This window comes from Streptomyces sp. NPDC059454, assembly GCF_042749965.1.
GTDB lineage: Bacteria > Actinomycetota > Actinomycetes > Streptomycetales > Streptomycetaceae > Streptomyces.
In genome coordinates, this window is record NZ_JBHYVC010000019.1 from 67,588 (window position 1) to 79,285 (window position 11,698).

Annotated in this window: 12 protein-coding genes; 10 read left to right on the forward strand and 2 right to left on the reverse strand. The window is 72.6% G+C overall.

Annotated elements, in window-relative coordinates:
* Positions 1-34 precede the first annotated feature (34 nt).
* The 8 genes from ACFXAE_RS15940 (at position 35) to ACFXAE_RS15975 (ending at position 8,398) form a co-directional block, all read left to right on the forward strand.
* Positions 35-1,252 carry an acyl-CoA dehydrogenase family protein gene (locus ACFXAE_RS15940; RefSeq protein WP_384714094.1) on the forward strand — a complete coding sequence of 406 codons (1,218 nt, stop codon included), beginning with the start codon at positions 35-37 and terminating at the stop codon, positions 1,250-1,252.
* Between the two features lie 48 nt (positions 1,253-1,300).
* Positions 1,301-1,855, forward strand: a complete 555-nt coding sequence (gene ssuE, locus ACFXAE_RS15945; RefSeq protein ID WP_384714097.1) for an NADPH-dependent FMN reductase — start codon at positions 1,301-1,303, stop codon at positions 1,853-1,855.
* 5 nt (positions 1,856-1,860) lie between these two features.
* A complete protein-coding gene (locus ACFXAE_RS15950; RefSeq protein WP_384714100.1) occupies positions 1,861-3,045 on the forward strand; it encodes an SfnB family sulfur acquisition oxidoreductase in 1,185 nt (394 codons plus the stop codon).
* Between the two features lie 36 nt (positions 3,046-3,081).
* Positions 3,082-4,224 (forward strand): LLM class flavin-dependent oxidoreductase, encoded by a 1,143-nt coding sequence (locus ACFXAE_RS15955; RefSeq protein WP_384714103.1) that lies wholly within the window; start codon positions 3,082-3,084, stop codon positions 4,222-4,224.
* Positions 4,225-4,417: 193 nt separating this feature from the next.
* A complete protein-coding gene (locus ACFXAE_RS15960; RefSeq protein ID WP_384714106.1) occupies positions 4,418-5,308 on the forward strand; it encodes a glycoside hydrolase family 19 protein in 891 nt (296 codons plus the stop codon).
* A gap of 105 nt (positions 5,309-5,413) precedes the next feature.
* Complete coding sequence (locus tag ACFXAE_RS15965; RefSeq protein WP_384714109.1) at positions 5,414-6,778, forward strand: phospholipase; 1,365 nt, start codon at positions 5,414-5,416, stop codon at positions 6,776-6,778.
* A 103-nt stretch (positions 6,779-6,881) separates the two neighbouring features.
* Positions 6,882-7,277 (forward strand): VOC family protein, encoded by a 396-nt coding sequence (locus ACFXAE_RS15970; protein ID WP_384714112.1) that lies wholly within the window; start codon positions 6,882-6,884, stop codon positions 7,275-7,277.
* Between the two features lie 41 nt (positions 7,278-7,318).
* Entirely contained in the window at positions 7,319-8,398 is a 1,080-nt protein-coding gene (locus ACFXAE_RS15975) for an adenosine deaminase (protein ID WP_384714115.1), read from the forward strand.
* On the opposite strand, the gene ACFXAE_RS15980 is transcribed toward ACFXAE_RS15975, so the two are convergent.
* Positions 8,380-8,895: a DinB family protein gene (locus tag ACFXAE_RS15980; protein ID WP_384714118.1), complete on the reverse strand. Its 516-nt coding sequence runs from the start codon at positions 8,893-8,895 to the stop codon at positions 8,380-8,382. The two genes, ACFXAE_RS15975 and ACFXAE_RS15980, sit on opposite strands and share 19 nt — an antisense overlap.
* A gap of 27 nt (positions 8,896-8,922) precedes the next feature.
* Complete coding sequence (locus ACFXAE_RS15985; protein WP_384714121.1) at positions 8,923-9,807, reverse strand: LysR family transcriptional regulator; 885 nt, start codon at positions 9,805-9,807, stop codon at positions 8,923-8,925.
* Positions 9,808-9,934: 127 nt separating this feature from the next.
* Between ACFXAE_RS15985 and mgrA the strand changes: the two genes are divergently transcribed.
* Both mgrA and ACFXAE_RS15995 read left to right on the forward strand, forming a co-directional pair.
* On the forward strand, positions 9,935-10,927 hold the full coding sequence (gene mgrA, locus ACFXAE_RS15990; protein WP_384714270.1) for an L-glyceraldehyde 3-phosphate reductase: 993 nt from the start codon (positions 9,935-9,937) through the stop codon (positions 10,925-10,927).
* Between the two features lie 337 nt (positions 10,928-11,264).
* Positions 11,265-11,675 carry a hypothetical protein gene (locus tag ACFXAE_RS15995; protein ID WP_384714124.1) on the forward strand — a complete coding sequence of 137 codons (411 nt, stop codon included), beginning with the start codon at positions 11,265-11,267 and terminating at the stop codon, positions 11,673-11,675.
* The last annotated feature ends 23 nt before the right edge of the window (positions 11,676-11,698 follow it).

The following is an 11,698-nucleotide window of genomic DNA, read 5'->3' on the forward strand; positions in this document are numbered from 1 at the left end:
ACACCCCGTACGCACACGAGAGAGGCCTGCCCCCATGACCACCCTCACCCCCACCGACTGGAACCTCCGCCCGGCCCCGCGCACCGCCGAGGACTGGATCGCCCGCGCCACCGCGGTCGCGGCCGTGCTCGCCACCGACGCCGCGGCCCGCGACCGTGCCGGCGCCGCTCCGCACGCCGAGGTGCGGCTGCTCAAGGACTCCGGTCTCGTCACCCTGCTGGGCCCGGCCGAGTACGGCGGCGGCGGGCAGAACTGGATCACCGCCTACCACGTCGTCCGGGAGATCGCGAAGGCCGACGGCTCCATCGGCCAGCTCCTCGGCTACCACTACCTGTGGAACTGGGCCGCCCGCCTGGTCGGTACGCGCGAGCAGTGGGAGCACATCGAGGCCGAGGCCGCGCGGAGGCGCTGGTTCTTCGGCGGCGCCGTCAACCCGCGTGACAAGGACGTCGTCGTCACCGAGGACGGCGACGACCTGGTCTTCACCGGCCGCAAGACCTTCTCCACCGGCAGCAGGGTCTCCGACGTCACGGTTCTGGAAGGCGTCCTCGACGGCACGGACCGGCACGTCTTCGCCATCGTGCCGTCCGGCAGCGAGGGCCTGACCTTCCACGACGACTGGGACAACATCGGCCAGCGCCTCACCGAGAGCGGGAGCGTCACCCTCGACGGCGTCCGCACCCCCTGGTCCTCCGCGGCCGGGTACGTCGACAAGGAGTTCCGGCCGCGCGTGTACAACACCCTCAACGTCCCCACCATCCAGCTGGTCTTCGTCAACTTCTACCTCGGCATCGCGGCCGGCGCGCTGGAGACGGCGGCCACCTACACCCGTACCCGGACGCGGCCCTGGCTGCACGGCGGACACGACCGCGCGGTCGACGAGCCCCACGTCGTCGACACCTACGGCGACCTGACCGCGAAGCTCTGGGCGGTCGAGGCGCTCGCCGACGCCGTCGCCGTCGAGGGGCAGCGGCTGCACGACGACCCCGACGCGGTCACCGAGCAGACGCGCGGGGACTTCGAGGTCCGGGTGGCCGCCGTCAAGGCCCGCGCCACCGACGTCGCCCTGGAGATCGCGAGCCGCGTCTTCGAGGTGACGGGGGCCCGCTCCACCACGACCGCCGAGGGTCTGGACCGGTTCTGGCGCAACGTCCGCACCCACACGCTGCACGACCCGGTCGCCTACAAGCGCCGTGAGGTCGGCCGCTGGGTCCTGGAGGGCGAACTGCCCGAACCCACCTGGTACTCCTGACCGCCCCCGCCCGTCGGCCCGCCCGCACCGCCTTTCGAAGGAGGAACCATGGCCACCGTCCTGTCCGTCTCCGGCAGCCCGTCCGCCGCTTCCCGCACCAGCCGTCTGCTCCGCCATCTCGACCGGCGGCTGACCGCCCAGGGACACGAGGTGATCCCGCTCGACGTGCGCACCCTCCCCGCCGAGGCCCTGCTCGGCGCGGACTTCACACACCCGGCCGTCGTCGGTGCCACCGAACTGTTCGCCCGCGCCGACGGCGTGGTCGTGGGAACCCCCGTCTACAAGGCGTCGTACTCCGGTGTCCTCAAGGCGCTCCTCGATCTGCTGCCGCAGTACGCGCTGACCGGCAAGACGGTGCTGCCGCTGGCCACCGGCGGCAGCACCGCCCATGTCCTGGCCATCGACTACGCGCTCCGCCCGGTCCTGAGCTCGATGGGCGCGGCCCACATCGTGCAGGGCTGGTTCACCCTCGACAAGGACATCACCGTGCACGAGGACGGAACGCTGACCGTCGCCCCGGCCACCGCCCGGGCCCTCACCCAGGTGGTCGACCAGTTCTCGGCGGCCCTGGGCCCCGTCCCGGCGCTGGCCGCCGCGAGCTGACCGGCATGAGCGCGCACGTGATCGCCGACGACGCCGAAGCCCTCGCCGTCGCGGCCGCCCTGGCCGAGGAGTTCCGTGCGGGCGCCTCGGCGCGGGACGCCGAACGCAGACTGCCCCGTGCGGAGGTGGACCGGCTCTCCGCGTCCGGCCTGCTCGCCGTCACCGTCCCCGCGGCGTACGGCGGGGCGGAGGTGAGCCGGGAGACCCTCGCGGAGGTCTTCCGGCTGCTGGCCACGGCCGACGCCAGCCTCGCGCAGATCCCGCAGAGCCACTTCGTGTACGTCAATGTCCTCACCCGTCAGGGAACCGACGAGCAACGGAAGTTCTTCTGCGCGGAGTTGCTCGCGGGGCGCCGCCTCGGCAACGCCCAGTCGGAGGCGGGCACCCGGCACGTCCAGGACATCCGCACCCGGCTGGACCTTCTGCCGGACGGCTCGTACGTGCTGAACGGCGTCAAGCACTACGCCACCGGCGCCCTCTACGCCGACTGGATCCCCGTCCTCGCCCGCGCCGGGAACGACGACCTGCACGTCGCCTACGTGCCGCGCGACGCTCCCGGTCTCACCGTGATCGACGACTGGGACGGCATGGGCCAGCGGACGACCGCCAGCGGCACCGTCCGCCTGGTGGATGTGCGGGTTCCCGCCGACCGGGTGCTGCCGCACCACCTCACCTTCGAGGGGCCGCAACTGCACGGCGCGGTGGCCCAGTTGCTGCACGCGGCGATCGACACCGGGATCGCCGGGGGAGCGCTGGCCGAGGCCGCCGAGTTCGTCCGGACGAAGAGCCGCCCCTGGTTCGAGAGCGGCTTCGAGACCGCCGCCGAGGATCCCCTGCTCGTCCAGCGCTTCGGTGAACTCGCCGTCCGGGTAAGGGCGTCGGAGGCACTGCTGCGGGAGGCCGCCCGCACCGTGGACCGGGCGCACGCCGGCCTCACCGACGACTCGGCGGCCGAGGCGTCCATCGCGGTGGCCGCCGCGAAGGCGCACGCCGCCGACACCGCCGTGGAGGTCACGAGCGCCCTCTTCGAGGTGGCCGGCACCCGCTCGGCCCTCGGCTCCCTCAATCTGCACCGGCACTGGCGCGACGCCCGTACCCACACCCTGCACGACCCGGTCCGCTGGAAGATCCAGCACATCGGCAGGTACGTACTCGGCGGGATCCGGCCGCCCCGCCACGGCCTGCTGTGACGGACCACCCGGGAACGACCCGATCGGAGCCCCCGCGTGTCCCTGACCTTCCACTGGTTCCTCCCCACCAACGGCGACAGCCGCCACGTCGTCGGCGGCGGCCACGGCACCCCCGCCTCCCCGGCCGGGCGGGACCGGCCCCCGACGATCGCCTACCTGAGCCAGATCGCCCGCGCCGCCGAGGAGCTCGGCTTCGTGGGCGCCCTGACCCCCACCGGGGCCTGGTGCGAGGACGCCTGGCTGACCACCGCGATGGTCTCCCGGGAGACCGAGCGCCTGAAGTTCCTGGTCGCCTTCCGGCCCGGCTTCGTCTCGCCCACGCTCGCCGCGCAGATGGCGTCCACCTTCCAGCGGCAGACCGGCGGCCGGCTCCTGCTCAACGTGGTCACGGGCGGGGAGAGCCACGAACAGCGGGCCTACGGCGACTTCCTCGACAAGGACGCCCGTTATCGCAGGACCGGTGAATTCCTGGAGATCGTACGGCAGTTGTGGGAGGGGAAGACCGTCACCGCGGACGGCGAGCACCTGAGCGTGCGGGACGCGGCCCTGGCCCGCCTTCCCGACCCCGTGCCCCAGGTGTACTTCGGCGGCTCCTCACCCGTCGCCGCGGAAGTGGCCGCCCGGCATGTGGACGTCTACCTCACCTGGGGCGAACCGCCCGCGCAGGTCGCCGAGAAGATCGCCCGGCTGCGGACGCTCGCCGCCCGGGAGGGCCGCACCCTGCGGTTCGGTGTCCGGCTCCACGTCATCACCCGCGACACGGCCGGGCAGGCATGGGCGGAGGCCCGCCGGCTCCTGGACGGCTTCGACCCGGAGACCGTGCGGACGGTGCAGGCCGGACTGGCCCGCAGCGAGTCCGAGGGCCAGCGGCGCATGCTCGCCCTGCACGGCGGCGGCCGGGACGGGCTGGAGATCCATCCCAACCTGTGGGCCGGCATCGGACTGGTGCGCGGCGGCGCGGGCACCGCCCTGGTCGGCGGTCACGACGAGGTCGCCGAGCGGATCGCCGAGTACCAGGCCCTGGGCATCGAGGAGTTCGTCCTCTCCGGCTACCCGCATCTGGAAGAGGCGTACTGGTTCGGTGAGGGCGTGCTCCCGCGCCTCGCGGCGCGGGGACTGTGGCGGCACCCCTTTGCCGCAGAGCCGGTTCCCGCGGCGCAGGTGCCGTTCGCGAGCTGAACACCGCGGTGATGAGCGCGGAATTGGTCTAAACCCTTGACTGGTACAGACCAAAGCGGTTGAGTGTGCTCCCACACCCCCCACCACGGCCGCCCCCACTGCCGTGACCGGCTCCGCCGGCATGTGCGGGCGAGGCTCCGCTCAGGCATGTCCTCGCCCGGGAGCGGCCGTGTTCCGCGAAGGAGATGTTCCCTTGTCGAGAAGACGCATCGCCGCCGTGACCGCCGCCCTCGTCCTCGCGGGTGGCGCGCCGGTGCTGCTCCCCGCCGCCACCGCCTCCGCCGCCTCGTGCTCCAGCTACCCGAGCTGGGTGGCCGGGAGGTCGTACAACGCCGGTGACATCGTGCGCTACACCGACGGCCGGGCGTACATCGCCGAGCACGCCAACCCGGGGTACGACCCGGTCATCAGCACCTGGTACTGGGAGCCGTACGCCTGTGACAACGGCCCCGGAACGCCCGTCGGCACCTTCGTCGTGACCGAGGCGCAGTTCCATCAGATGTTCCCGAACCGGAACCCCTTCTACACCTACAGCGGACTCACCGCCGCGCTGAGCGCCTACCCCGGTTTCGCCACCACCGGCGGCGACACGGTGAAGAAGCAGGAGGCCGCCGCCTTCCTGGCCAACGTCAGCCACGAGACCGGCGGACTGGTGCACGTGGTGGAGCAGAACACCGCCAACTATCCGCACTACTGCGACTGGGGTCAGCCGTACGGCTGCCCGGCCGGGCAGGCCGCGTACTACGGGCGCGGACCGATCCAGCTGAGCTGGAACTTCAACTACAAGGCGGCGGGCGACGCGCTCGGCATCGACCTGCTGGGCAACCCCTGGCTGGTGCAGAACGACGCGGCCGTGGCCTGGAAGACGGCCCTGTGGTACTGGAACACCCAGTCCGGCCCGGGCACCATGACCCCGCACAACGCCATGGTCAACCAGGCCGGTTTCGGCCAGACGATCCGCAGCATCAACGGCTCCCTGGAGTGCGACGGCCGGAACCCGGCGCAGGTGCAGAGCCGGGTGAGCAAGTACCAGCAGTTCACCCAGATCCTCGGAACGTCACCCGGCGGCAACCTGTACTGCTGACGCCCGACCGCTCGACGTGGTGTCATGCACCTGACCTAAGACCCTCGGATCGCGGCCCGCGCACCGCACGTGCGCGGGCCGTCCCCCGGACGAAGGGCAGCCACCGTGCACACCCCCCACGCCCTGTTCGCCACGACCGTCGCGGCCGCCGCACTGGCCGCGACGGTCGCGGCACCCGCACCCGCCGCCGCGGCGGCTCCGCCGCCCGGCGCCTACTACGTCCAGAGCGCGACGACCGGACTGAACGCCGCCGGCACCTCCGGGACGGTCGAGCAGCACGGACCGCGCGGCGACGAGGACCGTCAGCAGTGGAACCTGCGCACCGACGGCACCCTGGAGAACACCGACAGTCCCGGCACCTGCCTCGGCCGCACCGGCGACCGGGCCCGGACCGTCGCCTGCGCGAGCCCGGAGGCGCGCTGGGAGATCACCCCCGTGGGCGCGGACCGGTTCACGCTCACCGTCCCCGGCACCGACCGCCGCCTCACCGTCGCCCCGAAACCCTCCGGCGCGGTCCATCCCGCCCCGCTCGCCGTCGGCACCGGCACGGGCGACCTCGCCACCTGGTACCTGACCCCGGTCGACCCGGTGACCCGCCCCCTGCCGCCGCGGGACGAACGCACCCTGGACCAGGTCACCTTCCTCACCGCCCACAACGCCTACGCCAACGGCGTCGACGGCGGCTTCGCCCCGCCCTTCATCGACCTCTTCCCCAACCAGAACCGGGGCATCGAACGCCAACTCGCCGACGGCGTCCGCGGATTCATGCTGGACATCCACCAGACCCCGGACGGCGCGATCCTCTGCCACAACAGCTGCACCCTGGTCAGCAGGCCCGTCGCCCTGTGGGTGGACCTCCAGCGGATCGTCGGCTTCCTGCGCGCCCACCCCGATCAGTTCGTCACCGTCTTCCTGGAGGACTACGTCGACCCGGGCGTTCTGCGCGCCGAGCTCGCCCGCGTCCAGGGGCTGTCGGACGTGCTCTACCGGCCCGACCGCACCGGCGTCCGGGAGGACGGCTGGCCGACGATGGGGGAGCTGACCGCCGCCGGGCACCGGCTGCTGATCTTCACCGACCACAGCCGGGCCGCCGACCAGGCCGCCGGACCGACCCGGGACGGCTTCGGCGTGATGTACCAGCGCGAGTGGACCGTCGAGAACCACTGGTCCATGGGCCCGGGCGTCGGCGCCTCCGACTGGTCCTGCCGCAGCCGCTGGTACGACGCGGGCACCAACATCCCGCTGACCCGCACCGAACCCGGCTTCCGCCCCCTGTTCGTCATGAACCACTTCCGGGACACCACGGTCACCTCCACGGCCGGCACGGACAACTCCAAGCTCGCCGACCGCGCCCGCCGGTTCTGCCTGCCGGCCGCCCGCAAGAAGCCCAACTACCTCGCCGTGGACCGCTACGACCTCGGCGACCCGACGGCCGCCGTCGCCGCCCTCAACACCTACGCGTACCCGTAGCCGGCCTGCCGGTCCGGCCCGGAGGGTCTCCTCGGGGCGGGACTGGCGCGCCCGGTGGTTTTACGTATAACCTCTCCGGTCAATCCCCCTTCGAGAGGTCACGATGAGACGCATTCCCCTGGTCACCCTCGTCGTCGACGACTACGACGAGGCGATCCGCTTCTACACCGGGGCGCTCGGTTTCCGGCTCGCCGAGGATTCGCCCCGGCCGGACGGCGGCCGCTGGGTCGTCGTCGAGCCGGACGCCGGGCACACCGGCGCGGGGCTGCTGCTCGCCCGCGCCAAGGGGGAGGTCCAGCGGGCCAGGGTCGGTGACCAGACCGGCGGGCGCGTGGGCTTCTTCCTGTACACCGACGACTTCGCCCGCGACCACGCGCGCATGACCGCCGCCGGAGTGACCTTCCTGGAGGAGCCGCGCCACGAGCCGTACGGCTCGGTCGCCGTCTTCCAGGACCTGTACGGCAACCGCTGGGACCTGCTCCAGCCCGCCACTCCCTGATCCGCCTTCTTGCCGAACGACCCGCCGAGGAACGACCGAACATGCCATCTACGCGCATAGACACCGAGACTCTCCGCCGCCTCCCCAAGGCGGTGCTGCACGACCACCTCGACGGCGGTCTGCGCCCCGCGACCGTCGTGGAACTGGCGGAGGCCGTCGGCCACACCCTGCCCACCACCGACCCCGGTGAACTCGCCGCCTGGTACGTCGAGGCCGCGAACTCCGGTGACCTGGTCCGCTACATCGCCACCTTCGAGCACACCCTCGCCGTCATGCAGACCCGCGAGGGCCTGCTGCGCACCGCCGAGGAGTACGTGCTCGACCTGGCCGCCGACGGTGTCGTCTACGGCGAGGTGCGCTACGCCCCCGAGCTGAACACCAGGGGCGGGCTGACGATGGGCGAGGTCGTGGAGACCGTCCAGGAGGGCCTCGCCGCCGGCATGGCCAAGGCCGCCGCCGCCGGGACGCCCGTCCGGGTCGGCACCCTGCTCTGCGGCATGCGGATGTTCGACCGGGTCCGTGAGGCCGCCGACCTGGCCGTCGCCTTCCGGGACGCCGGCGTCGTCGGCTTCGACATCGCCGGCGCCGAGGACGGCTTCCCGCCCGCCGACCACCTCGACGCCTTCGCGCACCTGCGCCGCGAGAACGTGCCCTTCACCATCCACGCCGGTGAGGCCCACGGCCTGCCCAGCATCCACCAGGCGCTCCAGGTGTGCGGCGCCCAGCGCATCGGGCACGGGGTGCGGATCACGGAGGACATCCCCGACCTCGCGGAGGGCAAGCTCGGCCGCCTCGCCGGCTGGGTCCGCGACCGCCGGATCGCGCTGGAGATGTGCCCCACCTCCAACCTCCAGACCGGCGCCGCGACCTCGATCGCCGACCACCCGATCACCGCACTGAAGGACCTCGGCTTCCGCGTCACCCTCAACACCGACAACCGCCTCGTCTCGGGCACCACCATGACGCGGGAGATGTCCCTGCTGGTCGAGCAGGCCGGCTGGACGGCCGAGGACCTGCGCACGGTCACGGTGAACGCCGTGAAGAGCGCGTTCCTCCCGTTCGACGAGCGGAACGCGCTCATCCGGGACGTCGTCCTGCCCGGCTACGAGTCCGTGCTCTGAACCAGCCCTCGCACGTACGCGGCCTGTCCGACGTGCTGGAGATCGTCGGACAGGACGCTGACCAGTCGTACGCCCAGGCCGACCGGCGGATCCCAGCGCTCGTCCACGACGCGCTCCAGGTCCGCCGCGGTCAGCCCGCGCAGGGCCTCGAGCGTCTGCTCGTGCACGGCGTCGTAGTAGCCGGTCAGCAGTTCGCCGGAGCCGACCCGCACCTCGGCGACCTGCGCCGGGGTGTGGCCGTACCCCGTGTCGCGGCGGGGCAGGCCGAGGCCCAGGCGTTTCTCCCAGCCCTGGGAGAGCCACACCTGGTCGAGCCCGAAGGCGTCGGCGACGTGGTCGTCCTGGACCCGGGTGAGGTGCCAGACCAGCCAGGCGACGGAGTTCGCGCCGGGGCCGGGCCGGGCGTCGAGCGCGTCGGGGCCGAGGCCCTCGACGGCGGCGTGGACTTCTTCCCGGACGCGGCCGAAGCCGTCTATGAGAATGTCCTTGGCATGCATGTCCCCACCCTCGCGCATCCGCGAGCCTCACGCGCCCCTGTTGTCCAACAGGCCCATCAGCGCCCGCGCCGCCGGGCTCGTCGCCCGCGGTGACGGCACCAGGGCGACCGTCTCGTACACCGCCTCCCCGGTGTCCTTCAGCGGGAGCGCGGTGAGCGCCTCCCGCTTGTGCCGGAAGTGCCGCGGCACGACGGCGACGCCCAGGTTCTCGTCGACCAGGTCGAGCAGGCTGTGCACGTCGTTCACCTCCAGCGCCACCGTGCGCCGTACGCCCGCGGCGGCGAAGGCCGCGTCGGTGGCGCGGCGCGGACCCCAGTCCGGGTGGAAGTCGACGAAGACCTCGTCGGTCAGGTCGTGCGGGGTGAGCGGTGCCCCGGCCCGCGCGAGCCGGTGGTCCGGATGGCACAGCACGGTCATCGGCTCGCTGGTCAGCGACACCGCCCGCAGCTGCTCGGCGTCCGCCTCCGTCCGGTAGGCGAAGGCCAGGTCCAGCCGTCCCGCCGCGACCTCCTCCGCCAGCGCGGCCGAGCCCCACTGGCGCAGCCGGATCTCCACGTCCGGGTGGAGCCGCCGGAACGTGGCGAGCAGCTCCGCCACGTTCACCCCGGCGATGCACTGCTCGGTGCCCAGCGCGAGGGTGCCGCGCAGCACGCCCTGCACCGCGGCGACCGCCTCGTGCGCGGCCCGCACCTGGGCGAGGATCCGCTCGGCCTCCGCCAGCAGCGCCCGGCCGGCCTCGGTGAGCGTCACCCTGCGGGTCGTGCGGACGAACAGCGAGGTCTGCAGCTCGCGCTCCAGGGCGCGGATGGACGCGGACAGGCCCGACTGGGAGACCATCAGCCGCTCCGCCGCGCGGGTGAAGTGCTGGTCCTCGGCGACGGCGACGAAGTGCTGGAGGTGGCGCAGTTCCATGATTGAGAAGCGTATCCGCTGAATTCCATCGGATTCTTCTGTTGGACCACTGCCCGCAGGTCACGACAGAGTGGACGGGCGGTTCGACGGAACCGCCGAGACATGTGCCAACCCCTCTGGAGTCGTGTTGTACACCGCACACCCCGACCGTTACGCGGACATGCCCTACCGGCGCACCGGACGCAGCGGCCTGAAGCTCCCCGCGCTCTCGCTCGGCCTGTGGCACAACTTCGGTCCCGACCGCGCGGCCGAGACCCAGCGCGCCATCCTGCGCCGCGCCTTCGACCTGGGCATCACCCACTTCGACCTCGCCAACAACTACGGGCCCCCGCCGGGCGCGGCCGAGTCCGCCCTCGGCGAGGCGCTCAAGGCGGACTTCGCGCCGTACCGCGACGAACTGGTGATCTCCACCAAGGCCGGCTACCTGATGTGGCCCGGCCCGTACGGCGAGTGGGGCTCGCGCAAGTACCTGCTGTCCTCGCTGGACCGGAGCCTGGGCCGGATGGGCCTGGAGTACGTCGACATCTTCTACTCGCACCGCTTCGACCCGGAGACTCCGCTGGAGGAGACGATGGGCGCGCTGCACTCGGCGGTCCAGCAGGGCAAGGCGCTGTACGTCGGCGTGTCCAACTACTCCGCGGAGCAGACCCGCGAGGCCGCCCGCATCCTCGGTGAGCTGGGCACCCCGCTGCTGATCAACCAGCCGCGCTACTCGATGCTCGACCGCCGCCCCGAGGACGAGGGGCTGATGGACGCCCTGGACGAGCTCCAGGTCGGCTCCATCGCCTACTCCCCGCTGGAGCAGGGCCTGCTCACCGCCCGCTACCTCGACGGCATCCCCGAGGACTCCCGGGCCGCGAGCGACAGCCCCTTCCTGAACACCGACGCCGTCACCGGGGAGCTGGTGGGCCGGCTGCGCGCGCTCGACGAGATCGCCTCCTCCCGCGGCCAGACCCTGGCGCAGCTGGCGCTCTCCTGGGTGCTGCGCGGTGGCCGCCTCACCTCCGCCCTGGTCGGCGCGAGCAGCCCGCAGCAGCTGGAGGACAGTGTCTCGGCCACCCGGAACCTCGACTTCAGCGAGGAGGAGCTGACCCGCATCGACGCGGTCGTGAAGCAGTAGAAGCACCGGTACGGGCCGGGCGCCGTGCGGCCGCCCGGCCCGCCGGGGCACGCCCCTCGGACACCCGGTCCCCACGCCCGTGCCCGCCCCGGACCGGGGCCGATCCCCCGAGGCCGGGTGTGGTCCGTCGGCCACACCGCACGGTTTCGGCCAAGGGTGACGGTGAATATGCCAGGAGACTGGCCGGAAACACATGGTGACAGTGTTTCAGCGGTGAACATACTCGACTTGGAGAGCGCTTCACACCGCGCGACGGCGCCCTCACGCACAGCAGGCGAGCCACGAGGCGGGCAGCCGGCCCGACCCGGCGGGCGAGCTACGCAGCGGGGGAGGGAACGTGCACGACGAATTCCTGTGCCATGTCACCGCGTACGGGGTCTGCGACGGCCGACGCATCGGCGTACCGCTCGGCACCTACCGGGCGCCCACCCTCGCCCTCGCCCTGTGGTGGCTGCGCGACCGCGCCCTCTGGATCGCCGAGCGCCTCGACCCGCGGCCCGACGCCGAGCACTTACCGCAGGGGGCGCTCGTCCCCGTCGCCGACGGCGTGCCCGACGTACCCGCCGTGCTGCGCACCTGGTGCGGCGACGTCGCCCGGCAGGAGGAGGTGGCCGAGGCCCTCGCCGCCGGACGGATGGTACGCGTCGCCACCGGCGACGACACCACCGAGTACGAACTGCTGGCCGAGTCGGTGGACGCCCTGCGCATGCAGCGCGCCGCCCGGGTGCTCGGTGTTCCCGTCGCCTGAGGCGCACAGGCGCACCCCGGCCG

What these genes read in the sequence shown, in the direction of transcription:
- ACFXAE_RS15980 (WP_384714118.1), bottom strand. Translation starts at nt 8,895, where the DNA reads ATGCATGCCAAGGACATTCTCATAGACGGCTTCGGCCGCGTCCGGGAA.
- ACFXAE_RS15940 (WP_384714094.1), top strand. Translation starts at nt 35, where the DNA reads ATGACCACCCTCACCCCCACCGACTGGAACCTCCGCCCGGCCCCGCGC.
- ssuE (WP_384714097.1), top strand. Translation starts at nt 1,301, where the DNA reads ATGGCCACCGTCCTGTCCGTCTCCGGCAGCCCGTCCGCCGCTTCCCGC.
- ACFXAE_RS15950 (WP_384714100.1), top strand. Translation starts at nt 1,861, where the DNA reads ATGAGCGCGCACGTGATCGCCGACGACGCCGAAGCCCTCGCCGTCGCG.
- ACFXAE_RS15985 (WP_384714121.1), bottom strand. Translation starts at nt 9,807, where the DNA reads ATGGAACTGCGCCACCTCCAGCACTTCGTCGCCGTCGCCGAGGACCAG.
- ACFXAE_RS15975 (WP_384714115.1), top strand. Translation starts at nt 7,319, where the DNA reads ATGCCATCTACGCGCATAGACACCGAGACTCTCCGCCGCCTCCCCAAG.
- ACFXAE_RS15970 (WP_384714112.1), top strand. Translation starts at nt 6,882, where the DNA reads ATGAGACGCATTCCCCTGGTCACCCTCGTCGTCGACGACTACGACGAG.